Raw genomic sequence first — 24608 nt, forward strand, 5'->3', positions numbered from 1 at the left:
TCAGTCTTCAGAAGCCGTATGCGGCTATGAACTCAGAACGGAATTTCGTCGTCCAGATCGTTGTCCGGCGGGGCATCCCAGCCGCCATTGCTGCCACCCGAACGACCGCCGCCAGAAGCTCCGCCGGAATTCCCACGGGAACCACCAAAGCCACCGCCCGCACCGCCAGCGGAGCCACCACGGCTCCCACCGCCGAAGCCGCCGCTATTGCCACCGCCATAGCCGCCACCGTTGTCAAAGCCACCATCATCGCCGCCACCGCTGCGATTGCTGTCGATCAGCACCAGATCCCCACGGAACCGGTCGATCACGACTTCAGTCGTGTATTTTTCCTGGCCGGACTGGTCGGTCCACTTCCGCGTGCGCAGTTCACCTTCGATATAGACCTTGCGGCCCTTGCGCAGATAACGCTCGGCGACGTCGGCCGTCCGCTCGTTGAAAATCACCACGCGATGCCACTCGGTGCGCTCCTTGCGCTCCCCGGACTGGCGATCGTTCCAAGTGTCCGACGTCGCAACGGTCAGATTGACGATTTTGCCACCCGACTGCGTGTTGCGGACTTCCGGATCCTTGCCCAGATTTCCGACCAGAATCACCTTGTTGACGCTACCTGCCATTCCCGTCCCAACCAATTTTCTCGAATTGTTCTTTTCATATGGATCGCAAGACCCATTTATAAAGTGATCTAGCATCCCTTGCCGCCAGTTGCCCAATCTCACATCCGTTTTTCTGCACATTCCGGGGTTTCCGTGAGCTTTCCAGACAATCATTCGATTCGAGTCCGTGGCGCCCGCGCCCATAATCTCAAGAACATCGACGCCACGATCCCACGGGATTCCCTGACGATCATCACGGGCCTCTCAGGCTCCGGGAAATCCTCACTGGCGTTCGATACGATCTATGCCGAGGGGCAACGGCGCTATGTGGAAAGCCTGTCCGCCTATGCCCGCCAGTTCCTTGAACTGATGGGCAAGCCGGACGTGGATTCCATCGAAGGCCTCTCCCCGGCCATTTCGATCGAGCAGAAGACCACATCCAAGAACCCGCGCTCGACCGTCGGCACGATCACGGAAATCCACGACTACATGAGGCTGCTTTGGGCGCGCGTGGGAATCCCCTATTCCCCCGCGACCGGCCTTCCCATCGAAGCCCAGACCGTCAGCCAGATGGTGGACCGCATCATGGCCATGCCCGATGGCATGCGCCTGATGCTGCTCGCCCCCGTCGTGCGGGACCGCAAAGGCGACTGCAAGCGTGAACTGGCCGAGCTGACCCGTAAGGGCTTCACGCGCGTAAAGATCGACGGCGAACTCTACGAAATCGCCGAGGCCCCGGAACTGAACCGCAAGACACGCCATACCGTCGAAGTCGTCGTGGACCGGATCGTCGTCAAGGAAGGTCTCGAATCCCGCCTCGCCGACAGCTTCGAGACCGCCCTCGAACTCTCGGATGGTCTGGCTTATGCCGAGGAGGTCAAACGCGCGGGTGAGAAGGAAGCCCCGGCGCATGTCGTGTTCTCGTCGCGCTTCGCCTGCCCGGTCTCCGGCTTCACGATCGAGGAAATCGAGCCGCGCCTGTTCTCCTTCAACGCCCCGATGGGGGCCTGCCCGGTCTGTGACGGCATCGGCACCGAAACCCATTTCGACGAAAACCTGATTGTCCCGGATGATAGCCTGACGCTGGCCGAGGGCGCCATCGCCCCGTGGAAGGGCGCCAGCACGGACTGGTATGACCAGACGCTCGCCGCTCTCGCCCGCCATTGCGGCGATGACATGCACACGCCCTGGTCCGACCTCCAGCCCGCCACGCAAGACCTCATCATCAACGGCTCGAAAGAGCCGATCGACATTCCATATACCGACGGCGGGAAGGTCCACATCGTCACCAAACCGTTCGAGGGCGTGCTGAAGAACCTGCGCCGCCGCATGGCCCAGACGGACAGCATGTGGGTGCGTGAAGAACTGTCGCGCTATCAGTCTGAAAAACCCTGCCATGCCTGCCACGGCGCACGCCTCAAACCCGAAGCCCTGTGCGTGAAGGTCAAGGACCTCAACATCGCCGAAGCCTCGGACATGCCGATCCGCAAGGCGCTCGACTGGTTCTCCACCGTGGAAGCGACCCTCACGCCCCAGCGCGCCGAGATCGCCCGCCGCATCCTGCGCGAAATCACCGACCGTCTGCACTTCCTCGATGATGTGGGGCTGGACTACCTCACCCTCTCGCGCGGCTCAGCAACCCTGTCCGGCGGCGAAAGCCAGCGCATCCGTCTGGCGTCGCAGATCGGTTCGGGCCTGACAGGCGTGCTGTATGTGCTGGACGAACCTTCCATCGGCCTGCACCAGCGCGACAACGAGCGCCTGCTCGGCACGCTCGAACGCCTCAAGCGCCTCGGCAACACCGTCATCGTCGTCGAACATGACGAGGACGCCATCCGCGCTGCCGACTACCTGATCGACATGGGGCCGGGTGCAGGCAAGCTTGGCGGACAGGTCATCGCCGTCGGCACTCCCGCAGAGGTCGCCCAGAACCCCAACAGCATCACCGGCGCCTATCTGTCAGGCCGCAAGGTCATTCCCGTCCCGACCGAGCGCCGCAAGCCCAGCGGCATGCTCACCCTGCACGGCGCACGCGGGAACAACCTCAAAGACCTGACGGTCGATTTCCCGCTCGGCACCTTCATCGCCGTCACGGGCGTTTCGGGTGGCGGCAAGTCCACGCTGGTCATCGATACGCTGTATAAGGCGCTGTCCCGCCAGCTCATGAAATCGAGCCAGACGCCGCTCCCCTATGACCGTCTGGAAGGCGTGGACAATCTCGACAAGATCATCGAGATCGACCAGTCCCCGATCGGCCGGACCCCACGCTCCAACCCCGCAACCTATACGGACCTGTTCGCCCCCATCCGCGACTGGTTCGCCGAACTCCCCGAGTCCAAGGCGCGCGGCTACAAACCGGGACGCTTTTCCTTCAACGTGAAGGGCGGACGCTGCGAAGCCTGTCAGGGCGACGGTGTTCTCAAGATTGAAATGCACTTCCTGCCGGACGTGTACGTGACCTGCGACACCTGTAAGGGCGCACGCTATAACCGCGAAACACTGGAAGTGAAGTTCCGCGGCAAATCCATCGCAGATGTCCTGTCCATGACCGTGGACGAGGCCCTGCCGTTCTTTCAGGCCGCGCCGAAGATCCGCGACCGTCTCGCCATCCTGCAACAGGTCGGGCTGGGCTATGTCGCCCTCGGCCAGCAGGCCACCACGCTTTCGGGCGGCGAGGCCCAGCGCGTCAAGCTGTCAAAAGAACTGGCCAAGCGCGCCACCGGCCGCACGGTCTATATCCTTGATGAACCCACAACCGGCCTGCACACCGAAGACGTCCGCAAGCTGCTTGAAGTGCTCCATACCCTTGTCGATCAGGGCAACACGGTTCTGGTGATCGAACACAATCTCGAAGTCATCAAAACCGCCGACTGGCTGATCGATATCGGCCCCGAGGGCGGAGACGGCGGCGGTCAGGTCGTCGCAGCCGGAACACCGGAAGACATCGCCGCGTGCAAAGCCAGCCATACCGGCCGCTTCCTCGCCCCGCTGCTGGACGCGCCGGGCGCCAGACAACCCCGCAAAGTCACAGCCACCAAAATCACCCAAGCCATGCTCGCCGCCAGCCTGCCACCGCCAAAAGCCGAACGCACAGCCGCGAAAAAAGCAAAAGTCGCCAAAGAAAAAGCAGCGGAAAAAGCTCACGAAAAGAAGCCCAGAGGCCGCCCCGCCGGGTCCCGCAACAAAACCAAAACCTGAACCGACTCACATCCTGAAAGGCCAAATGCCTTTCAGGACACGAACCCCAGAATATACGCCACGCCAAACGCAGTCAGAACCGTGCCATTGAATATCGCGTGGCACAGTGCCGTCGTCCAGAACGGGTTAAGTCCCGCCTCCTTTTCCGCTGTCAGAAAACAGAAATAGAAGCAGCTCCCGCCCACCAGACCGGTACAAAGCGCCGTCAAGGCACTGCGTCCCAGACTGCCGCCGTAATGCGTGAATGAAAACGGCCCCACACAGGCAAGCCACGTTACAAACGGGGTCAGGGGTCGATATCCCAACACCTTCCGCACCAACACGATCGGCAACCAGAAATAAAGCGCCGTTTCTATAATTGGCGCCAGCAAAACAGCCAGCACGACTGACGCTCCGAACCCAGGCTGCCATTTCCCAGTCGCCCCGAATCCCGCTGCACCAATCAAAAGATGCAAAAGGATGGCGATCAGGGCATTGAGCAACGCATAAAGCCCAGCAATCCGAAACGCCCGCCACACTACGACATCACGCAGCGGCGGCTCGACAGTCACTTCTGCCGAACACCCAGATGCCCAGCCTTCCGCGCCTGAGCCAGCGCTTCCTGCCGCTCACGCTCGGCATAACGATGGCGCTGCTCTTCCGTCCGTTCATTGTGGCAATGCGGGCACGACACACCCTGCACGAACAGCGGCGAGGCCTTGTCATGCGCGTTCAGTGGCCGACGACAGGCATGGCACACATCATGCGTCCCGATCTCCAGACCATGCTTCACCGAAACACGCTGGTCGAACACGAAACACTCACCTTCCCACAGGCTCTCTTCCTCGGGCACGGTCTCCAGATATTTCAGGATGCCGCCCTTAAGATGATAGACCTCGTCCACACCTTCCGCCCGCGCAAAGGACGTTGATTTCTCGCAGCGGATACCGCCCGTGCAGAACATGGCAATCTTCGGCAAACGACCTTTCGCTTCCAGTTCCTGCCGCCGTTTGCGAAACCACTCCGGAAATTCACGGAAGGATTTCGTTTTGGGGTCTTCCGCGCCTTTGAACGTGCCGATCGCCACTTCATAATCGTTTCGCGTATCAATCAGGATCGTATCCGGATCGGAAATCAGCGCGTTCCAGTCTTCCGGCGCCACATACCGCCCTACGCCCTGAAGCGGGTCGATATCCGGCTCGCCCATCGTGACGATTTCCTTTTTCAGCCGCACCTTCATCCGGCGGAACGGCAGTTCAGGCGCGCAGGACTCCTTGCTTTCCAGATCCGTACAGCCCGGAAGTGCACGGATATGCGCCATCACGCGCTCCATGCCCTCATCCGTCCCGGCAATCGTGCCGTTGATCCCTTCGCGCGCCAGAAGCAGAATCCCCCTGATCCCCTCACGCTCGCACAGCTCCAGCAACGGTCCGCGCAATGCGGCAGGATCAGCGAACGGCGTGAAATGATACAGCGCGACAATGCGGATCGGTTCGAGAATATCGGACATGAGGCAGGCATCCGGCAACCGGGACCGCAGACACAGCCGCGATCGGATGAAAAAAGACAGCCCCGGAAATATCAGGGCCAAAGCGGGGATGCCAGACCCATATGACGCAGACACAGGCATGATCCCTGCGGTAAAGTGCTCCCATGACCCAGATCAGCGCCATCCGCGGCCCCTTCCTGACCTTCCATGCCGATCCCTTCACCACCGATCCGATGGACGCCCTGCATCACGAGTCCGACGGCCTGATCCTGATCGAAAACGGCCGCATCACCGCTGCCGGTCCCTGGGACAGTCTGCGCGACACCATCCCCACAGGCACACCCATCGACCACTACCCCGACATGCTGATTTCCGCAGGCATGATCGACACGCACGTCCATTACCCGCAGCTCCCAGTCATCGCCTCCTATGGCGAGCAGCTTCTGGAATGGCTGGAAAGCTACGTCTTCCCCGCCGAAGCCCGCTACGCCGATCTGACTTATGCACGCACCGTCGCCCGGCAATTCCTGAACGAACTCCTGCGCGTCGGAACCACGACAGCCGCCGTGTTCTGCACGGTCCACCCCCAGTCCGTGGACGCCTTCTTCGAGGAGTCCGAACGCCTCAACACCTGCATGATTGCAGGCAAGGTCCTCATGGACCGCAACGCCCCGGAAAACCTGCGCGATACCGCCCAAAGCGGCTACGATCAGTCCGCAGACCTCATCGCACGCTGGCACAATCGCGGACGCCAGCTTTACGCCGTCACCCCCCGCTTCGCCCCCACCAGCACCCCCGAACAGCTCGATCTCGCAGGCGCACTTCTCGCCACGAAACCCGACCTGTTCATGCAGACACATCTGCTCGAAAACCGCTCCGAAATCGCCTGGGTCCGCGAACTTTTCCCCGACCGCAACTCCTATCTGGACGTGTACGACAAGGCCGGTCTCCTGCGTCCCCGCGCCATTCTCGCCCATGCCGTTCACGCCGAAGAAACCGACTTCCAGCGCTGCCACGACACAGGCTGCTCCATCGCGCACTGCCCCGGTTCAAACCAGTTCCTCGGCAGCGGCTCTTTCCCGCTCTTTGAAGCCCTCAAACCCGACCGCCGCGTGCCCGTTGGGATCGGCAGCGACATCGGCGCCGGGCCTTCCCTGTCGCTGCTTCAGGTTCTCTCCGACGCCTACAAGGTCGCACAGGGCCTCCAGACCAAACTCCACCCCGCGCAGGGACTCTGGCTTACCACGGCAGGAGGCGCACAGTCCCTCGGTCTTCAGGACAGGATCGGCAGCATCCAACCCGGCCTCTACGCCGATCTCTGCGTCTTCGATCCTGCCGCCACGCCTCTGGGCCGCATCCGCGCGCAGACGGCAGAAACCCTCGCCGACCGCCTGTTTGCCCTGACCATGCTGGGCGACGACCGCAGCGTCGCCGCCACCTATGTCGCCGGAGAACTCCGTCATCAGCGCAAAACAGTCTGAAGCCTGTGACACCAAGTGCTATTTTTATTTTGACTCTGAATTTTCAAAAATCGTAGGGTCATCTTAATTATTTGTCAGCATTTCAGAAACTATACTGGAAAGAGTATTTAACCTGCGAGAATACTTCAGCTCCCCCTCGGGCTCGCGACCTAAAAGCAGGACCCATGAACCACTCCCTCTCTTCCGCGCAGACTTTCCGCTCCCTGTTCTCCCTGACGGCGGCGCTGTCCTTCGGCATCCTTCTTCCAGACCGCATCGCACACGCCGCAGACAATACAGCGAACGCACCACAGGTCACTCTGGGCAACGACGGAAACAGCAACGGGCAATCCCTGTTCCGCACCCTCTTTGACGGACAGCGCGCAATCGGCACCGGTGGCATGACGTCTCTTGAAGGCTCAAGCGGCGGTGGCCTCGCAACCTGGGCCACCATCAGCGGCTATGGCAGCGACAAGAGCGCAGGCATGGCCTTTCACTACAGCTATGTGAACGTCACCAATTACTGGGACCAGAACGTCGGCGCCTCAATCGGTCTTTTTGACCGCGTCGAGCTTTCCTACACCCATAATTTCTTCCAGACCCGGGCCACAGGCGCCAAGCTCGGCATTGGCAACGGCTACCAGTTCGATCTCGACGTCGCAGGCGCGAAAGTCCGCCTTTTCGGCCATGTCGCTGACAATACCCTGATCCCCCAGGTCGCCATCGGCGCCATGTACAAGCATGACAGCGACGGCCGCATCATTCACATGGTCGGCTCAAAACATACCGATGGCGCAGACGCCTATCTCGCCGTCACCAAGCTGTTTCCGAAAGTCGGCATCCTGATCGACACCACCGTCCGCTTCACCAAGGCCAACCAGTGGGGCATCATCGGTTTCGGTGGCGACCTCGATAACAATTACCACGCGCAGTTCGAAGGCTCCCTCGGCTATCTGCCGCCCTTTCTGCCCGGCCTCATTGTCGGCGTGGAATACCGCACCAAACCCCGCAACCAGCGCTTCACCGACGAAAGCAACTGGTTCGATGTCTATACCAGCTATTTCATCAACAAGCATCTGAACATCACGCTCGCCTATGTGTCACTTGGCACGATTGCGACATTCAAAAACCAGACGGGTTTCTATTTTTCCGCTCAGACAGGATTCTGAGGTGACAATCCGGGCTCTGCCCGGACCCGGCAGGGATCTCGATCCCTGCACCCTGATTACATGAATCGGTGTCCAGAGGCCTCCGGCCTTTGGCGGGTTTCAGGGCAGAGCCCTGATCCCTCACCCCTCCCGGATACGCTCGTCGATCAAAGACTCACGCGGAACATCCGTCGCGTGCGTCGCCTCATGAATCGTTCGCTTCACGTTGAAGATCAGATGCAGCGAAATCGCCGACAGCGATCCCAGCGTAATGCCGCTTCCAAACACGATCTTCGCCCACATCGGAAACGTGTCGGAAATATGCGGCTGAGCCGTCGCCAGCATACTCAGCCCGATGCTAGTGCCCACGATGATCACATTGCTCTGCCGGTTGAAATCCACCCGCGAGAGCGTCTGCACACCGACCACAGCCACGGTTGCGAACATCGCCAGCGCCGCCCCGCCCAGAACCGGCAGCGGCACCGCAGCCACCAACGCCCCCAGACGCGGCAGACACCCCAGCATCATCATGATGACCGCAGCAGCAGCCACGACCCAGCGGCTCTTTACCGCCGTCATCCGCACCAGACCAACATTTTCAGCAAAACACGTATAGGGAAACGAGTTGAGCACGCCACCCAGCATGGTCGCGATCCCATCGGCCCGAAGCGTGCGGGCAATGTCTTCGGACGTGATCGGCTTGTCCACGATTTCACCGGTCGCATAGACGTTGCCGATCGTCTCGATCATGGAAATCGTCATGACGATCACCATCGACAGGATTGAGACCGGATGAAACGTCGGCATCCCGAAATAGAACGGATGCGTGATGGACAGAAGCGGCGCGGACGACACCTCCCCGAAATTCGCATCGCCCAGTATCCAGGCCACCACCGTCCCAAGCACCAGTCCGATCAGCACCGCAATCGTAGCGATGAACCCACGAAACAGCCGCTGGATCACCAGAATGGACGCCAGCGTCCCCAACCCGTACCAGATACTCCGCAACGGAACATGGTCCTGCATCACGGACGGACTGACCCCCGAGACAATATCATTCGCCGCCACCGGCAACAGCGCCAGACCGATGATGAGAATGATGGACCCGGTCACGACCGGCGGGAAAAACCGCACCAGCCCGGCGAAATGCCGCGCCATCAGCAACGTCACGAACCCCGCCACGATGACGGACCCGTAAATGGACAACAACCCCGGCGTCCCGCCCCCCACGGCAGAGCCAATAGCGATCATCGGCCCCACGGCAGTAAACGTCACGCCCTGCAACAGCGGCAGCCGAACCCCGACCGGCCCGAACCCTACTGCCTGAAGCAGCGAGGCAATCCCGCAGGTGAACAGATCTGCATCAATCAGATGGATCAGCGTCTCGCGCGGCAGATGCAGCGCTCCCGCCACAAGGATCGGGACAATAACCGCCGCCGAATAGAACGCCAGCACATGCTGCAACCCGTAGGCCCCAAGCCGCCAGACCGGCAGTTTCTCGTCAACGGGATGCAGACCGGTCATCGCGGCATTCTCGGCAGTCATGAAAAGCCCTCAGCTTCCGCGATAGGTGGAATATCCGAACGGCGCCGCCAGCAGGGGCACATGGGCATGAGCCCCTGCCGCCAGCCCGAACACGATCGGCACCACATCCAGAAACGGCGGATCAGACAGAACCTGCCCGCCTTTGCGGAAGTAATCGCCGATCCGGAATTCCAGACAATACATCCCTTTCGAAACGGCAACATCCCGCAGTTCCGGGCAACGCCCGTCCGCATTCGTCTGGCCTTCAAACAGAACCCGATCCCCCTGCAACAAACGCAGGCTCACACCCGCAGCAGGCTTTCCGGACACCGTGTCGAGAACATGCGTGGACAGAGAACTCATGCCGTCACCAGATCTTTCAGACGAAGCCCTGCAATCGCATCAATCTGCGTCAGCGCCTCGGTCAGTTCCTGTTCGGGAGTGCCAGCCAGACGGCGCTCCATTTCATCCATAATCACGGTCTTCGCCGCTTTTCCGGGTGCAGCGACCTTGCGCACGCAAATCACGAACGGCATGGAAAACCGCGCGCGATACGCGTCATTCAGCCCCCGGAACCGCTCATATTCCGCAGGCGTCAGACGATCCAGCCCGGCCGAAGCCTGTTCCGAGGCGGAATGTTCCGTCAGATCCGGATCAATCCCGGCCCGATGCCCAAGCTCCGGATGCGCCCGCACCAATGCAAGCTGCGCCCTCAGCCCAACAGACCGCACAATCTGCGCAAACGCGAGCAGCATCGCATCCACATCCGCGAAAGGCCGCGCCTGGAGCGCCCCTTCCGCCACCCAGGGCGAATGTTCGTAAAGCCCACCGAACTGCGCAACAAACGCCTCGGCCGGCAGTGCATTGACGTCTGAAATCTTCATGCCGGATGCACAGACTGCCAGTGCCGCGCGATGTCCAACCGCGTCGCCACCCACACGCCTTCGCGCTTCTGGATATGCTCCAGAAATTTCAGCAGCCCCAGCGCCCGCGCCGGCTTGCCCGCCAGACGGCAATGCAGGCCGATCGACATCATCCGTCCGCCCTCGCGATACAGCATATCGAACGCATCGCGCAGATAAGTGAAGAACTGCTCGCCTTCCGTAAAACCGTTCAGCGCTGCGAACTTCATGTCATTCGCGTCCAGCGTATAGGGCACGATCAACTGCGCCCGGCCATTAGTCCGATCGTAATACGGCAGGTCATCCGCATAGGAATCGGCGTCATAAACAAACCCACCTTCCTCCGCGACCAGACGCGCCGTGTTCGGGCTCGTGCGCCCCTGATACCAGCCCAGAGGCCGCTCCCCCGTGACTTCGGTGTGCAGCACAATGGCCTCGTGGATATGCGCCCGCTCCACATCCTCGGGGAAATCCTGATAATCAATCCAGCGCAGACCGTGAGACGCAATTTCCCAGCCGCTCTCCTTCATGGCCGCCACCGCATCCGGATTGCGGGCCAGAGCCTTCGCCACACCAAACACCGTCACCGGCATCCCGGCTTCATCGAACAGCCGCCGCAGCCGCCAGAACCCGGCCCGGCTGCCATATTCGTACAGGCTCTCCATCTGCGCACAGCGCGCGCCAATGATGGATTTCGTGCCCACCATTTCGGACAGAAACGCTTCGGACCCCGCATCCCCATGCAGAACCGAATTCTCCGCCCCTTCTTCGTAATTGATAACGAACTGCACGGCGATACGCGCGCCATTCGGCCATTTCGGATCAGGCGGCGTGCGGCCATAACCGATCATGTCCCGCGGATAGCTGTCCTGCGTCATGAACGTTTTCCTTTTCAAAGAACCGGCGGATCGAGACTGACGAGTTCTTCCGTGTCATAAGCCAATAGGCTCGCCAGATGCCTGTCGCCATCCTCCACGAACAGATCGCGCGCAATGCCCCGCGCCAGCTTCTCCACACCGAAACGCATCCCGCTGATGGACGCCCCCGAAAGCCCCATGCTCGGCATGGCCCCGAACGTGAAATTGTAAATTGCCGCCAGCATCGGCGCCTTCGGATCGGCCTTGTCTTTCGACAGGAACTGGAACCGCGCACCCAGATACGGATGGCTCCCCAGAAGCGCACTGTCTTCCCCGGCAGGGGGCGTGAAATGATCCCGCCACAGCAGAACAGACGACGCGAAATCCCGCGTTTCCGGACGCTGCGACAGGTCGATCGTGAACCCCGTCCCGATAATCAGGAAATCGAAGCGCATCTCGCCCTGCGGCGTCGTCACCACGATCTCGTCGCCGTCCATCCGCGTCGCCGTCCAAGGCGTTCCAGGATGGAAAGCGAAGTTCTCATGACGGCGGCAGCGCCAGAACGTATCCTGCGGCGGCGGCTGGTTCAGGCTGTAGATCTGACGCATGAAACGCCAGCGCGTCAGGTCCGGCAGTTCCGAGAAATGCGCGAGAAAGCCCGCATTTTCCATCCAGCGATACGGATTAATGGCCGGAATCTTCGCCCGACGCAGACACAGATCCACCCGCCCCGCACCCTTTTCCAGCGCCGTCGCCGCATTGTCAAACGCGGATGCCCCGGCCCCCAGAACACCGATCCGCTTGCCCTTCAGCGCTTCAAAATCAATGTCTTCGTGCGTATGGGCATAAACGGATTTCGGCAACGTCTCGGAAATAAAGGACGGCACATGCCACGTCCCCCCGCCGTCGATGCCCGTCGCCAGAACCATCCGCCGTGCCAGACGCACCGTTTCCTGACCGGCCGCATTGCGGAATGTCAGCCGCAGCAGCCCCTCGTCCCAGCCAACATGCACCAGTTCCTGATCGTTCACGACCGGAATGTCGAGCGTCTGCCGCACCCAGTCCAGATAGGCCTGCCAGTCATGACGGGAAATCTTGTCCAAATCCTCCCACGCCTGCGCGCCGTAACGCGCCTCGAACCAAGATTGCGGCGTGAGGCTCGGGATTCCCAGATCCGGCCCCGTCACATGCCGGGGCGTACGCAGCGTGATCATGCGCGCAAACGTCGCCCACGGGCCTTCGCCGCCTTTCGCTGCTTTTTCAAAGACCTGCACATTGGTCACACCCTGTCGGCGCAACCCGAAGCACGACGTAATGCCCCCCTGCCCCGCGCCGATGATCGCCACATCCAGAACCGCTTCCCCGTCCCGATCCTGCGTCAGGCTCCAGTTGCCCGTCGCATAGCGGATTTTCGCCAGATCCTCCCGCACGCGCTCTGAAAGCGCGGCCAAAGCCTCCATAGCCGGAGTTTCGACGGGAAAAACGGTGGATATCATGTGTCAAACCCCAAAGAACCGGCACGGACAGGGCAGTCTCCGGAGGGCGCCGGAGTGTCTTTCCGCATCAAAAACGACAGGTCACCTGTCGGGCGGGATAGTTTCACACCGCCTCAAGGTCGTATACTCCATAAAAACGCTCCTCCCGTTCGCAAAAAGAGAGCAGTTCTTCCATGCCTGTCTTCTCACGCTTCCTGCGCTACTTCCTCGCCGTCGCCCAGCACGGTTCCATCCGCCGCGCCTCCGAACATCTGCGCATCGCCGCCTCCGCCATCGACCGGCAGATCCTTCAGGGCGAGGAATCCCTCGGCACCCCCCTGTTCGAGCGCCTGCCCACCGGCCTGCGCCTGACCGCCACGGGCGAACTGCTTTATGCGCACGGCAAGCAGTGGTCGCGGGACCTGACCAATATGTGCGTCCAGATCGAAGACATGCGCGGCCTGCGCCGTGGACAGGTGGATATCGCCGTCCCCGACGCCCTGACCCGCGGCTTCCTGCCCCGCCTGCTCCGCGCCATGCGCACGACCCATCCCGGCATCACCATCTGCACCCATGTCCTCGACAACAGCCGCATTCAGAACACTCTGATCGACGGTTCGGTCGATCTCGCTCTACTGCTCAACCCGACCCATGCCCGCGGTCTTCTGGTCCGCGCGCACAAGGATTTTCCGCTCGGCTTCGTCTGCCTGCCGAACCATCCCGTCGCCGAACGCAAAAGCGCCCGTTTCAGTCTGGCGATGAATTATCCCATGATTATGCCCGAGCCCCCGCTCGCCCTGCACCGCCAGATCGACATTCTACAAATCGACAGCAATCTTCACATCCATGCCGCTGCGTCCTCCGACAATATCCAGATGATCAAGTCTCTGGTTCGCGAGGGCATCGGCCTCGGCATTCTCAGCGCGCTCGACGTCATGGAAGAGGTCACACGCGGCGAACTGGCTTTCATTCCGATTTCCAACCACGACCTCGCCCCTCTGACGCTCGCCCTGTGCGTGGACCACTCCCGGCAGCTGTCCGGCGCCGCCCGACTGGTGATTTCCGAACTCGAAAAAGAGTTCCTCTCCCCCACCACACAGCCCCATCCTACGGCCTGATTTCCCGCCCCGAAAAACTGCGTCATACAGGAGACACGGACTGTCACATTTTTGCACCACCCTAAAAACGGCAATGCCCCGGCCTGCATTTTATCTTTGATGGAGATAGGCCATCCGTTTTACATCCACGTTTCGAATAAATACCGTTTCCAAAGTGAACCTTTTGGTGCGACAGACGCAGGAGCCCGGCAGCATGAAAGACAACCATCAGTCCCGCGGCTCCGGATCACGCTCCGGCTCACTGGGCTACAGGCGTCAGCTTCTCGCCGTCACCTGTCTCGCCGGCAGCGTGCTCGCCGCTTTCGCAACGCCAGCCCGTGCCGCACAGCCCGCGAAACACCACACCCCGCGCCATCAGACCTCCAGCCGCAACGCTCCGAAAGCGGCCCGGACACCCTCACGCGCAGCCGCTGCGCCGCGCGTACCCCATGCGCTTGATGCGTCTGCTGCCGAAACGGTTTCTGTCACGTCCTCGCGCCGCGCGCTGAACGGCGGCGGCGGCATGATGCGCGTCGAAACCGCCCCCCATGCCGTGCAGACCGTCACCAAGGAATTCATCGACATGCGCGCGCCGACCAGCACGGCGCTCGACCTGATCCAGAACCTGCCAAGCCTCAACGTTACGACGCCGGATTCGTCGGGCATGCAAGGCGGGCAGATCCAGTCCCGCGGCCTGACGGATCTTGATATGGGTCTTCTGGTGGACGGTGCTCCGGCAGCGGCGGCGAAATATCTGAGCGAGAATGTCGACTCCGAAAACGTCGAGAGTGTCAGCGTCACGCCCGGTTCCTCGGCGACCGATCTTCCAGTCATGTCCGCCGCCGGTGGCGTCATGAACGAGGAAACACGCACCCCGTCGCAAAAACGCGGCGGCCTGATCGACTTTTCCTACGGCACCAACAACCTGTCGCGCGAGTTCCTGCGCCTCGAATCCGGCGAAATCGGCCATAGCGGCGTGCGCGGTTATTTCTCATTCTCCAACACCCATGCCCGCTCCTGGATGGGTGCTGGCACCAACCAGCGCAAACACATCGATTTCGGCCTCCAGAAAGACTGGCATAACGGCTCCAACGCCAAGTTCTTCCTGTCCTGGAACTCCGCCGACTTCGTCATCGACAACTACCCCACCTCTGACCAGTTCTTCCGCTACAAGCACACCGGACTGGGCTATGGTCGGACGGACGATCGCAAGAGCAACAACTACTGGGGCAACAACAACGACCACTGGAACCAGATTTTCATCTCGGCCCCGGTTCATATCGTTCTCCCCTCGCACCTGTCGTTCGACATCCACCCCTATTTCAGCTTCGGGCAGGGCTGGGACGCCTCTCCGGGCGGCACGACGACCGATGACGCAGGTGTAACGCGCGGCCTGACGAACTACTTCCTGCAGAACGAATACCGTTCGGTCGGAACGATCACGAAACTCAACTGGGAAATCGACCGGCACAACACGTTCTCGGTCGGCTACTGGTATGAAAACACCCAGACGATCCAGTCCTACCCCAGCAGCTACCAGATGGCGGACGGCAATGCGCCAAGCCCCAACTGGGCCGCGTACCAGATTTCCGCTGGCGACAAACAGACGGCCGGTTACGAAATCCAGTCCCTGTTCGTGCATGACACGGCCAAGTATTTCAACGATCACCTGACGGTGGACGCCGGATTCAAGTTCGTCATGACGAACATCTGGAACAAGGATTATTACGGCCGTCAGGAAGCCAACCGCACCGCCCCCCTGCCGCAGCTTTCAATCGGCTACCGCATCAACAACCACCATCAGGTCTACCTGAACGTGGAAGGCGACTACCGCCAGCCCAGCGCGGTCGATCTCGGCTGGCTCTACACCAGCGTCGCCATCCCCAAGAACCAGTATTCCATCAAAGAAGAACTCGGCTACCGCTACCATGACGATTACATCGTCGCCGATGTCGCGTTCTTCAACTACAACCTCACCAACCGCATCGTGGACCAGTATGTCGGCATGAACAGCTACAAGCCGTTCAATATCGGCAGCCAGCAGATGCGCGGCTTTGACGTCATGGTCGCCGGACGCCCGATCCACGGCTTCAGCCCCTACGCCTCCGTCGAATATCTACATGCCTCACAGGACAGCAACGTCTTCGATCCGTATCTGAACACGATGCTGCATTCCAAGGGCACGCAGGCCGTCATGGCCCCGCATGTCATCGCGAATTTTGGTCTGACCTATACCTATAAAGGCTTCTTCGCGAACGGCACCGTCCACTATACCGGCCCGCAATCCGTCAGCATCGCAGGTGACCAGCGCATTCCGGGCTACGTCACCGACACGCTCTCGATGGGCTATCACTTCAAGCCCTTCATGTTCGCGCAGTCCCCGACCTTCCGCCTGAACTTCACCAACCTCACCGGCTCGATCGTCCGCACCGGCGCCATGGGCGCGGTCTATAGCGCCAAGGACCCGAGCACGGTCCATAGCGGCAATCTGGCGCCCTATACCGGCTACGGAAACTCTTTCATGGTTTCCCCACGCTTTTCCATGACCGGAACAATCTCCACCGCGTTCTGACCGGAAGGGACGGGGCACGCGCCTCGTCCCAAAACCACGTCTCCTTCGCTGCGTTCCTGCAACACGCCCCCACATCTCTGTGGAACGGAGGAGACCCCCAATGCCCTTCGGCATGATTTCCAGAAAACAGTCCGCCAGCTCAGCCCTGCTTCTCGGCACAGCGCTTACGCTCTTTTCAGTCGCACACGCCGCCGCCATTCCGACCGAAACCCCGCCCGGCGTTACGATCATCGAAGGTTCAGATGCCGTGGCATGGCAGCCCGCGCCTGCCATGTTCCCTCACGGAACGAAAATCGCCATCCTGACAGGCGACACCACCAAACCCGGCCCCTTCACCCTGCGCGTCATGATGCCAGCCGGATCGTTCATCCCGCCCCATACCCATAATCTGGACGAAATGCTGACGGTCATCAGCGGCAACATCCAGCATTTCGTGGGACACAACATCGACACAACACAGCAGCGCGCGCTCGGCCCGGGCGGCTTCGTTCACCTGCCGGTCAACGTCCCACACGCCATCAAGGCCGGACGTCAGGGCGCCGTTCTTCAGGTTTCGGGAACGGGCCCATTCAACATGGTCTATGTCAGCCCGCAGGATGATCCGCGCAATACGGGCCGCTGAGTCCTTCCAGACGGCCCGAATATCGCAACATCATTTCCCGATCGTCGAGAGCACGATGCCCGGCGTCAGGATCTGCGGTAACACGACGCCATCCTGATGCGGCGCATAATAGATATAGAACGGCACACCATCGCGCCCATGCGCCTTGAGGAACGCGCCGATCGCCGCATTACGGTTCGTCCAATCGCCCTTGAGGAACACGATCTTGTGGTCCCGGAACGCCTGCTGAACGGATGGCACATCCAGCGCCACACGCTCATTGACCATGCAGGTGATGCACCATGACGCCGTCATGTCGATGAACACCGGCTTGCCCTGCGCCCGAAGCTCGGCCAGACGCGCCTCCGAAAACGGCTCGATCCCGGAGTCCGATGCGCCCACAACCACAGGAACCGGCGCGGCCCGCAGCCCCTGCGCCAGCGCGCCCCCACACACCACAACACACAGCACAGCCACGATCCGGCAGAACGCCACCGTCCTACGGCCGCCTTCCAGCATGGACCGACGCTGCCCGACGCCATAGATCCAGCCCGCAAACCCCAGAAGCACAACGCCCCCGGCCGTCAGCGCCACAAACGTCACGCCCCGCTGGATTGCCGCCACCCAAAGCAGCCATACGCAGGTCGCAAACAGCGGAAACGCCAGAACCTGCTTGAGAATGCCCATCCAGGCCCCCGGCTTCGGCATCCGGGACGCCACACCCGGAACCCCGGCCACAAGAATATACGGAAACGCCAGCCCCAGCCCCATCGAGAGGAACACCAGAACTCCCATCACCGGCGGCCCACCCAGAGCCCCGGCAATGGCGACCCCCATAAACGGCGCCGTGCACGGCGTCGCCACAATAACCGCCAGCAGACCCGTCATCATGTCCCCGCTCCGACCGCTGCCCGTCTGGACCTGACCCAGACGCCCGGCGCTGACTTCAAACACACCCAGCAGGTTCAGCCCCATCAGGAACAACAGCCAGCACACGCCGACCACAAATCCCGGCGACTGGAACTGAAAGCCCCATCCCGCCGCAGACCCGGCCAGACGCAGCCCGATCATGACGATGCCCAGCGCCGCAAAAGCCCCGGTCACGCCCAGCGTATAGAACAGCGCGCTCTGAAGCTGCGCGCCCCGTCCGGCACCGCCCATCTTCGCCAGAGACAGCGCCTTCATCGCCAGAACCGGAAACACGCAGGGCATCAGGTTCAGAATCAGCCCGCCCACAAAAGCAAACAGCAGAACCCGCAGCCAGCCAGCTCCCGTTGGTACATCCGAAGCCGGTGCCGCATTCGCCTGCACCGGAGCCGCAGCAGACGCCCCACCGACCGGGCGCGCCTCAATCTGCAATGGACTTTCCTGCCCCGCCGCATCCTTGAGCACGACCACACCCAGCAGCGGCTTGTCCCGATGCGCCGATTTCAGGAATTTTAGCCCAAGCGTCAGCTGGCCGTCCGAAACATGCAGCGGCTGTTCTGCGACCTGATCGATCACGCCCCCGTCCTGCGGCAGGAACCATGCCTGCGACACGGACGCCGCAGACAGCCCCTTGCCTGAAAGCGTCAACACACCATCGCCCGACACACTGGCCGCAAACGGCGACGCCACTGGCGTGGCAGCCTCGGCCTTGCGGAACAGATCCGCCTGCGCCCCGCCTTCCGGCACCTCAGTCGCCGAAGCCGGAAGCGTCAGCGTGAAATCACCGCTCTCAGGAATGCAGACCTGCGCGCAAACAAGCCATTCCGCATGGGCGTGAAGCGTCGTCCCGCCGGCCCCCTTGAGAACCAGATCCTCCGGCAGCGTCACCTCATTGATATAAGCGTAGGACATGAGGCCGCCCTCGCTGATCCGCACCGGCACCGGCCAGCGGATCGGCCCGCCCTTGCCCGTCGCCCCACCATCAGCCGTCACATCCAGCGTCGGCGTGTCTCCGGCATCGCCCGGATTGATCCAGTAAGTATGCCAGCCCGGCTTGAGCTGAAGCCGCAGCCCAACCCGAAGATGCTGATCCGGCCCGACCGCATCGCGATCCGTGACAAGAGTCGCGGTGTCGTTCGCAGACGCAACCGGCGCACTTTCGGCCGCCCGTGCGGACACGGAACCCAGACCCAGAACCCCTGCCAGAAGCAGGGCCGACATGCTGAACATTCGATGCAAGACAGGCTCATTCCACGTTTTCAGAAAACAGCCCTCACCATATCACTGACTGAAACGAAAAGCAGGACCCTTCCGGTCGTGAAACCGAAAGGCCCTACAAACCCCGTGTTACGGGATCAGCTTCTCAGCCCGCAGCCGCGTGAACAGATCGGTGAAAGAGTCCGGCGTGTACTGATATCCCGCAAACCCCGCGAGGCGGCTTTTGCTGATATCCGTCACACATTCGACCGGCCGCCCCAGATCAGCATCCGTATGCCAGGCCGAAGCCAGCCGTTCGATCCGGCTCTCCGCAAGCCCGTATTTCGTGGCAATCCGTTCCCAGAGCTCCGCATCCCCCGCAAGCGTCTCTTCAAGGGATGTCGCATGGCCGGGATATGGTGCAGCCTCAATTCCGAACCATTCCGCCAGACGCGGCCACAGCCATTTCCAGCGAAACACATCCCCGTTCACGATATTGAACGCCTGATTGCGGCACCCCGCCTCGGTCGAAGCCCAGAAAAGCTGCCGCGCCAGTTGCCGCGCATCAGTCAGATCCGTCAGGGCGTTCCACTGCACGGGAGATCCCGGAAAGACGAAAGGCCGTCCCGTCTCGCGACAGATCGTCGCATAAACAGCCAGCGTGCTCCCCATGTTCATCGCATTGCCAACCGCATAGCCGATCACGGTATGCGGACGATGCACACTCCACGAAAACCCGTGCTGGGCAGCGGCTTCATAAAGCGCGTCTTCCTGATCGTAATAAAAATTCGGCAGATCCAGTCGGGGCGCATCTTCGCGGAACGGCGTCACCGGCGGCTCACCGGACGCATAGGATTCGAACGGACCAAGATAATGCTTCATGCCCGTCGTCAGCGCCGCATGAACCAGAAGCCCCGGCTCCGGCAGAGCGGCGAACACATTGCGGATCATCGCGGAATTGACGCGGCAGTTCTCTTCCTCCGTCTCCTGACGCAGCCAAGAGCAGAAAAACACATGGCTCGGCCGCAGTTCCCGCAGCGCATGGGTCAGCGCCGGCAGATCCAGCAGATCGGCTTCAACCGGCAGCACGCCCGCCATGTCATGACGCGGCCTGCGCGCCAGACCATGCACGGTCCAGCCTTCGGCCACGAGACGCGCCGCAATGTTCTGGCCAACAATCCCGGTCGCCCCGACGACCAGCGCGGTCCGAGCTGAAACCATGGCAGGAACAGAAGATGTCATGGGATTTTTCCTTTGCAGAAAACAGGGTCTGCTCCACATCTTGGAGACGATCAGCATTTCCACCAGACGGCACCTTTTCGTGCCCTGGTGACCAAAAGGTTCCCACTTCATGACCCCGCCGCTGCCCGAACAGTACCGTCAGGCACCTTTTGCCGAAGACTGCGCACCCCGGCGGATTCTGAGGCTTTTCAGCGGAAAATGGACCACCATGATCCTGCACACGCTGCATCTTCTGGGCGGCACGGCACGTCCCGGAAAGCTCCAGCGCAGCATCCCCGGCCTGTCGAAAAAAATGATGACCCAGACCCTGCGCGAGCTCGAAACGCAGGGCCTCATCCGCCGCAACGTCCGCCAGATCATGCCGCCCCATGTCGATTACAGCCTGACGGATCTGGGGCAGACCTTCGTGGAACCCGTAGAACTTCTCTACCACTGGGCCATCAGAAACGCCGAGGCCCTCGACCGGCTGATGCCCGACGATAGATCCCTTTCCGAATAAAACACCCACAGGAAGAGGGGTAGGACAGAGGCACCCCCCTGTGCCATGTTCGCACCTAACAACCGCCCTCGGCGGACCACCCGGCGCGGATATCAGACCGCAGCCCAGAACGCGTAATCTCAAGGACCCAACAGACCGATGCCGTCGATCCCCCGTCCCGATCCGTCCGCCCCACCCCGCCCGCGAACCGGACGCGCCGTCCTCGGCCTCTTCCTTTTTCTGCTCCTCGGTTTTCTGGTGCCCGCTCTCCCGGCAAAAGCCGCCGACAGCACCCATCCCCTCAGCCAGCAGGAAGCCCAGCAGCTCCTCAATGTCCTGAACAACCCCAAGGAACGGGACGCCTTCACCCACACCCTCGACCTGATGGCCCGCGGCCTTCCAGTCGCTGCCTCAACCCCTGCCGCAGCCCCCGCAAAAGCCGCACCCGCCAAAACCGTCGCCGATGTGCCGCCCGACATCCATACCGGCCTGAGCAGCATCCGCCTTCAGGCCCTTGGCTATCTGCATAATTTCCTCGATCTGTTCAGCGACCTCGGAATCGTTGGCCGTTGGGCCCACACGACCCTTGCCTCCCCCGATACCCGCAGCACGATCCTGCATGCCTTCGCAGGCGGCATCGTGGTCATGCTCTGCGGTGTGGCTCTGGAGCGGATCGTCGCCCTGAGCCTGCACAAACCGCTGGTTCAACTCACGCAGAACGCCGAAAACCGGGAACAGCGCAACACCGTCGCGAACGAAGACGCCGCAGCGCATGACCCCATCGTCGATGGCTCCAGCGAAACCCGCGCCGCCGACCAGCGGCGTCAGGTCGAAACCCTGCGCTTCCTGTCCCGCGTCCCCTATGCGCTCGGACATTTCGCCCTGAAAGCGATTCCGGTCCTCGTTTTTCTGGCCGTCGCCTATCTGGCCGTTCTGGTCCTCCCCTGGAGCACCAAGACCGACAACGTCATCATGACGCTCGCCAACTGCTACGCCGCCGCCCGGATTCTCTATCTTTTCGTCGAAACCGGATTCGCGCCCCGCTCCCCCACGATCCGCCTCCTGCCCGCCACGGACGCAACCGCTTTCCTGCTGACCCGCTGGTGGAACGTGCTGGTCGCAGCCCCCGCGATCGTCTTCTGCCTGTCCACGCTGGGCAGCCAGTTCAATCTCTCGCCGCGCGGTACGGATGCGATGATCCGCGGCATTATCCTGATCGAACACATCCTGATCGCCGTCTTCATCTGGCGCGTCCGACACCTCGTCAGCAGCGCGCTCCAGCCGCGCGCCGTCCCCAACACCGCGATGTGGACCATCATTGTCGCCATCACGCGCCTGTGGTGGGTCCCGGCCATGTTCCTCGACGCCTCCCTCTGGATCGTCTGGGCCGCCCATCTTCCGGGGGGCTATCGCTGGATTCTCGACACCACCGGCATCACGATCGGCATTCTCGTCGCATCCCGTCTGATCGCCGTGCTTGCCTACGGGCTGCAGGACCGCTTCTTCCGCATCAATCCCGTCCTGACCGAACGCTTCCCCGACATCCAGAAGCGCGCCGACCGCTATTACCCCTTCGCCCGGCGTATCCTGACTGGCGCCATCCTGTTCCTGACCCTGATCGCCATGACCGAAGCCTGGGGTCTGCCCACGTTCGGCTTCTTCATCAAAAACGCCGTCGGCCGCCATTTGCTCGACGCCGTCCTGACCATGCTGGTCGCCCTGAGCATCGCGGTCACGATCTGGGAAATTATCAACGCCTTCCTCAGCCAGCAGCTCACCCGTTTCGAGAATTCGGACCAGTTCGCCCGCGCCACCCGCCTGCGCACGGTGCTGCCCATCATCCGCACCGTCCTGCTGGCCATCATCATCATCATCGTCGCCGTCACAACACTCTCCCAGATCGGCATCAACGTCACCCCGCTGCTCACCGGTGCGGGTATCATGGGTGCGGCCATCGCCTTCGGCTCGCAAAGCCTGGTCAAGGACTTCATTACGGGCTTCTTCATGCTCGTCGAGGACGCCATCCAGGTCGGCGATTGGGTGACGACCAGTGGCGTCGCGGGAACAGTGGAAAACCTGTCCATTCGCACGGTAAAGGTCCGAGACTTCGATGGCGACCTGCATATTATCCCGTTCTCATCCGTGTCCTCCATTGCCAACACGGCCCGCGGCTACAACCAGATTGTCATCCGCCAGCAGGTCGACAATTCCGAGGATCTGCCCCGCGTTGTCGGTCTGATGACCGCTACCATCAAGGAAATGCAGCAGGACGCGGTGTTCGGACCACTGCTGCTGACGGGCTATAACGATCTCGGTGTGGATACTAGCGACAGCAACGGCGCAGTCCTGATCGGAACGGTTCGCACGGCGCCCATGATGAAATGGAAGGTCAAACGCGAATTTTACCGTCGTGTTGCCAACCGCTTCGCGAAGGCCGGCGTCAAGTTCTACACACCTACGTCCTACTCCACGACGCCACCCGGCAACGCCATGCGCATCACCACAGATGCCCCTCTGCCCATCCCGGCCAATGACGCCCCCGGGAACAACGCCCCCGGTCAGACCTGACCTCCAACCGGCTCCTCTCAGGAGCCGGTTTTTTATTGCCGGGAAGCCTAACCCTTAATCATTTAAATAAAGTCTTGCATTGCCATGCGGACAGGCTCATTCTGCCCACACATTATCGAGAACCCTCCTCCCGGTTCCCCGCAGACGATTTCCCGGCCCGATCTTCCCGTGGCCCCGCATCGCCCGCCGATCGGCGAGGATCATGCCAAGGAATTCAGCGATGTCTCTTGTCCTGGTCTCACCAGAGCCGTCAGCCCCCGATCAAACCACCGCCCCGGCCACCACCGAAACACCGCTGGCCCGCCCCGATCCCGCCGCTCTCGCCGAAAAAAACCGTCAGGAAGAACAGGTTCTGAAAAAGCGCTTCATCGGCATGGTCATCGGTCTCGTCCTGGCCCATGCCTATGTCGCGCTCGCGCTGGCCTATTCCTACATGGACAGCCACAACCACCTGCACACCTGCTGGCTGCCGCTGTTCGGCGCCTTCATCTGCGGAATGATCTTCGTCTTCCACGTTTCGATCTCGTAAGCCGGAGCACCCCTTATGTCCCGCACAGTCCGCCACGCCTGGCTCCAGCCTTTCCTATCCACGACATTGTGGACCCTCGTCCTGATCGACATCGCCGTCATGACCTATCTGGAAAATCAGGATTTCTTCAAGGATTACGCTGGCTGGGCCTGGCCCTCCGTCCTGATCACAGGAATCATCGGCTACTTCATCGGCCCTGCAATCGACCGCATGTTCACTAAAAAATCCCCAAGCCCATAAAAATGACCATCCCATCAGACCTGCCGGATCAGGAATACCGCCGCCTCTTTCCACAACTGGCCAGCTACGGTGCCGGTCCGTTCGGAGAGGATGTCGACACATTCGGCGAAACCCTGATGGACGTCATTCAGGACGTGACGGAAACCCGGACGTTCCTCACCCGGGCCGCCGCCATCCGCGAACTCGAAACCCTGCTGGCCTGCAACGAGACCGATCTGGCCCGGATCACATGGGCCCTGATCGCTTTCGATCCGGTTGCGCGGTTCAATGACCAGACTGTCTGGCTCCCGAAACACTCAGCTCCGTTTCCCAGCCTCCGCGACTTCTGGACAGCCCTGTTAAAGAGCCTCGAAATCGGACCTCCTCCCTGGCCAGACACGTCAGCCCGCCAGCTCGGAGGCTCCGTTATGGATCGGCATATCGCCCTGACAGATTCGGATATCGAAGAACGGTTTACCTCCGAAAAACTCCGCGGAATGGCCTATTACATCGAGACCATCAGGATCTACGCCTGACAAAAAAAGGGGGA

The 24608-nt window shown here is 61.3% G+C and carries 21 protein-coding genes; 11 read left to right on the top strand and 10 right to left on the bottom strand.

Going from position 1 to position 24608, the window contains the following annotated elements; translation table 11 throughout:
* Positions 1-32: 32 nt before the first annotated feature.
* Complete coding sequence (gene ssb / locus GKO01_RS03760) at positions 33-617, bottom strand: single-stranded DNA-binding protein (RefSeq protein ID WP_099285804.1); 585 nt, start codon at positions 615-617, stop codon at positions 33-35.
* Between the two features lie 132 nt (positions 618-749).
* Between ssb and uvrA the strand changes: the two genes are divergently transcribed.
* Complete coding sequence (gene uvrA / locus GKO01_RS03765; protein WP_099285805.1) at positions 750-3794, top strand: excinuclease ABC subunit UvrA; 3045 nt, start codon at positions 750-752, stop codon at positions 3792-3794.
* A gap of 32 nt (positions 3795-3826) precedes the next feature.
* Here uvrA and GKO01_RS03770 read toward each other — a convergent pair whose 3' ends face one another.
* Together GKO01_RS03770 and trhO are read right to left on the bottom strand one after the other, a co-directional pair.
* On the bottom strand, positions 3827-4345 hold the full coding sequence (locus GKO01_RS03770; RefSeq protein ID WP_099285806.1) for a hypothetical protein: 519 nt from the start codon (positions 4343-4345) through the stop codon (positions 3827-3829).
* Positions 4342-5283: an oxygen-dependent tRNA uridine(34) hydroxylase TrhO gene (gene trhO, locus GKO01_RS03775; protein ID WP_099285807.1), complete on the bottom strand. Its 942-nt coding sequence runs from the start codon at positions 5281-5283 to the stop codon at positions 4342-4344. Before trhO ends, GKO01_RS03770 begins: the two co-directional genes overlap by 4 nt.
* Positions 5284-5426: 143 nt before the next feature.
* Here trhO and guaD point away from each other — a divergent pair, with 143 nt between their 5' ends.
* On the top strand, positions 5427-6743 hold the full coding sequence (guaD, locus tag GKO01_RS03780; RefSeq protein WP_167383420.1) for a guanine deaminase: 1317 nt from the start codon (positions 5427-5429) through the stop codon (positions 6741-6743).
* A gap of 164 nt (positions 6744-6907) precedes the next feature.
* Positions 6908-7891, top strand: coding sequence for a DUF3034 family protein (locus GKO01_RS03785; RefSeq protein WP_099285808.1), 984 nt, complete (start codon positions 6908-6910; stop codon positions 7889-7891).
* Between the two features lie 120 nt (positions 7892-8011).
* On the opposite strand, the gene GKO01_RS03790 is transcribed toward GKO01_RS03785, so the two are convergent.
* The 5 genes from GKO01_RS03790 to GKO01_RS03810 are packed head-to-tail and all read right to left on the bottom strand — an operon-like array spanning position 8012 to position 12649.
* A complete protein-coding gene (locus GKO01_RS03790; RefSeq protein WP_099285809.1) occupies positions 8012-9415 on the bottom strand; it encodes a nucleobase:cation symporter-2 family protein in 1404 nt (467 codons plus the stop codon).
* Between the two features lie 9 nt (positions 9416-9424).
* Complete coding sequence (gene uraH, locus GKO01_RS03795; RefSeq protein ID WP_099285810.1) at positions 9425-9757, bottom strand: hydroxyisourate hydrolase; 333 nt, start codon at positions 9755-9757, stop codon at positions 9425-9427.
* Positions 9754-10278, bottom strand: coding sequence for a 2-oxo-4-hydroxy-4-carboxy-5-ureidoimidazoline decarboxylase (gene uraD, locus GKO01_RS03800; RefSeq protein ID WP_099285811.1), 525 nt, complete (start codon positions 10276-10278; stop codon positions 9754-9756). The genes uraH and uraD overlap by 4 nt, the downstream gene beginning before the upstream one ends.
* Complete coding sequence (gene puuE, locus GKO01_RS03805) at positions 10275-11174, bottom strand: allantoinase PuuE (protein ID WP_099285812.1); 900 nt, start codon at positions 11172-11174, stop codon at positions 10275-10277. The genes uraD and puuE overlap by 4 nt, the downstream gene beginning before the upstream one ends.
* A gap of 14 nt (positions 11175-11188) precedes the next feature.
* On the bottom strand, positions 11189-12649 hold the full coding sequence (locus tag GKO01_RS03810; RefSeq protein ID WP_099285813.1) for a SidA/IucD/PvdA family monooxygenase: 1461 nt from the start codon (positions 12647-12649) through the stop codon (positions 11189-11191).
* A 173-nt stretch (positions 12650-12822) separates the two neighbouring features.
* Between GKO01_RS03810 and GKO01_RS03815 the strand changes: the two genes are divergently transcribed.
* The 3 genes from GKO01_RS03815 to GKO01_RS03825 all read left to right on the top strand — a co-directional run bounded on the left by GKO01_RS03815 (position 12823) and on the right by GKO01_RS03825 (position 16919).
* Entirely contained in the window at positions 12823-13746 is a 924-nt protein-coding gene (locus GKO01_RS03815; RefSeq protein WP_099285814.1) for a LysR family transcriptional regulator, read from the top strand.
* A 193-nt stretch (positions 13747-13939) separates the two neighbouring features.
* Entirely contained in the window at positions 13940-16297 is a 2358-nt protein-coding gene (locus GKO01_RS03820; protein ID WP_174694221.1) for a TonB-dependent receptor, read from the top strand.
* A 100-nt stretch (positions 16298-16397) separates the two neighbouring features.
* On the top strand, positions 16398-16919 hold the full coding sequence (locus tag GKO01_RS03825; RefSeq protein WP_099285815.1) for a cupin domain-containing protein: 522 nt from the start codon (positions 16398-16400) through the stop codon (positions 16917-16919).
* Between the two features lie 30 nt (positions 16920-16949).
* Here GKO01_RS03825 and GKO01_RS03830 read toward each other — a convergent pair whose 3' ends face one another.
* On the bottom strand, positions 16950-19046 hold the full coding sequence (locus GKO01_RS03830) for a protein-disulfide reductase DsbD family protein (protein WP_099285880.1): 2097 nt from the start codon (positions 19044-19046) through the stop codon (positions 16950-16952).
* Between the two features lie 126 nt (positions 19047-19172).
* The gene (locus GKO01_RS03835; RefSeq protein ID WP_244901311.1) at positions 19173-20264 is read right to left on the bottom strand and encodes an SDR family oxidoreductase; all 1092 of its coding nucleotides are present in this window, start codon (positions 20262-20264) and stop codon (positions 19173-19175) included.
* Between the two features lie 109 nt (positions 20265-20373).
* On the opposite strand from GKO01_RS03835, the gene GKO01_RS03840 reads away from it, so the two are divergent.
* The 5 genes from GKO01_RS03840 (at position 20374) to GKO01_RS03860 (ending at position 24594) form a co-directional block, all read left to right on the top strand.
* Complete coding sequence (locus GKO01_RS03840) at positions 20374-20763, top strand: winged helix-turn-helix transcriptional regulator (RefSeq protein WP_099285816.1); 390 nt, start codon at positions 20374-20376, stop codon at positions 20761-20763.
* A gap of 138 nt (positions 20764-20901) precedes the next feature.
* Positions 20902-23310, top strand: a complete 2409-nt coding sequence (locus tag GKO01_RS03845) for a mechanosensitive ion channel family protein (protein WP_099285817.1) — start codon at positions 20902-20904, stop codon at positions 23308-23310.
* Positions 23311-23530: 220 nt separating this feature from the next.
* Positions 23531-23839, top strand: a complete 309-nt coding sequence (locus GKO01_RS03850) for a hypothetical protein (RefSeq protein WP_099285818.1) — start codon at positions 23531-23533, stop codon at positions 23837-23839.
* Between the two features lie 15 nt (positions 23840-23854).
* Complete coding sequence (locus GKO01_RS03855) at positions 23855-24079, top strand: hypothetical protein (protein WP_099285819.1); 225 nt, start codon at positions 23855-23857, stop codon at positions 24077-24079.
* Positions 24080-24081: 2 nt separating this feature from the next.
* Complete coding sequence (locus tag GKO01_RS03860) at positions 24082-24594, top strand: hypothetical protein (RefSeq protein ID WP_099285820.1); 513 nt, start codon at positions 24082-24084, stop codon at positions 24592-24594.
* Positions 24595-24608: the final 14 nt, after the last annotated feature.

The sequence above is a fragment of the Gluconobacter kondonii genome, from assembly GCF_002723995.1.
Classification (GTDB): Bacteria; Pseudomonadota; Alphaproteobacteria; order Acetobacterales; family Acetobacteraceae; genus Gluconobacter; species Gluconobacter kondonii.

Bases quoted from the DNA above. Each gene is read 5' to 3' on its own strand.
- GKO01_RS03790 (WP_099285809.1), bottom strand. From the start codon at position 9,415: ATGACTGCCGAGAATGCCGCGATGACCGGTCTGCATCCCGTTGACGAG.
- uraH (WP_099285810.1), bottom strand. From the start codon at position 9,757: ATGAGTTCTCTGTCCACGCATGTTCTCGACACGGTGTCCGGAAAGCCT.
- guaD (WP_167383420.1), top strand. From the start codon at position 5,427: ATGACCCAGATCAGCGCCATCCGCGGCCCCTTCCTGACCTTCCATGCC.
- GKO01_RS03855 (WP_099285819.1), top strand. From the start codon at position 23,855: ATGTCCCGCACAGTCCGCCACGCCTGGCTCCAGCCTTTCCTATCCACG.
- GKO01_RS03785 (WP_099285808.1), top strand. From the start codon at position 6,908: ATGAACCACTCCCTCTCTTCCGCGCAGACTTTCCGCTCCCTGTTCTCC.
- puuE (WP_099285812.1), bottom strand. From the start codon at position 11,174: ATGACGCAGGACAGCTATCCGCGGGACATGATCGGTTATGGCCGCACG.
- GKO01_RS03820 (WP_174694221.1), top strand. From the start codon at position 13,940: ATGAAAGACAACCATCAGTCCCGCGGCTCCGGATCACGCTCCGGCTCA.
- GKO01_RS03840 (WP_099285816.1), top strand. From the start codon at position 20,374: ATGACCCCGCCGCTGCCCGAACAGTACCGTCAGGCACCTTTTGCCGAA.
- GKO01_RS03810 (WP_099285813.1), bottom strand. From the start codon at position 12,649: ATGATATCCACCGTTTTTCCCGTCGAAACTCCGGCTATGGAGGCTTTG.
- GKO01_RS03850 (WP_099285818.1), top strand. From the start codon at position 23,531: ATGTCTCTTGTCCTGGTCTCACCAGAGCCGTCAGCCCCCGATCAAACC.
- GKO01_RS03825 (WP_099285815.1), top strand. From the start codon at position 16,398: ATGCCCTTCGGCATGATTTCCAGAAAACAGTCCGCCAGCTCAGCCCTG.
- GKO01_RS03830 (WP_099285880.1), bottom strand. From the start codon at position 19,046: ATGTCGGCCCTGCTTCTGGCAGGGGTTCTGGGTCTGGGTTCCGTGTCC.
- GKO01_RS03835 (WP_244901311.1), bottom strand. From the start codon at position 20,264: ATGACATCTTCTGTTCCTGCCATGGTTTCAGCTCGGACCGCGCTGGTC.
- ssb (WP_099285804.1), bottom strand. From the start codon at position 617: ATGGCAGGTAGCGTCAACAAGGTGATTCTGGTCGGAAATCTGGGCAAG.
- trhO (WP_099285807.1), bottom strand. From the start codon at position 5,283: ATGTCCGATATTCTCGAACCGATCCGCATTGTCGCGCTGTATCATTTC.
- uraD (WP_099285811.1), bottom strand. From the start codon at position 10,278: ATGAAGATTTCAGACGTCAATGCACTGCCGGCCGAGGCGTTTGTTGCG.
- GKO01_RS03845 (WP_099285817.1), top strand. From the start codon at position 20,902: ATGCCGTCGATCCCCCGTCCCGATCCGTCCGCCCCACCCCGCCCGCGA.
- GKO01_RS03815 (WP_099285814.1), top strand. From the start codon at position 12,823: ATGCCTGTCTTCTCACGCTTCCTGCGCTACTTCCTCGCCGTCGCCCAG.
- GKO01_RS03860 (WP_099285820.1), top strand. From the start codon at position 24,082: ATGACCATCCCATCAGACCTGCCGGATCAGGAATACCGCCGCCTCTTT.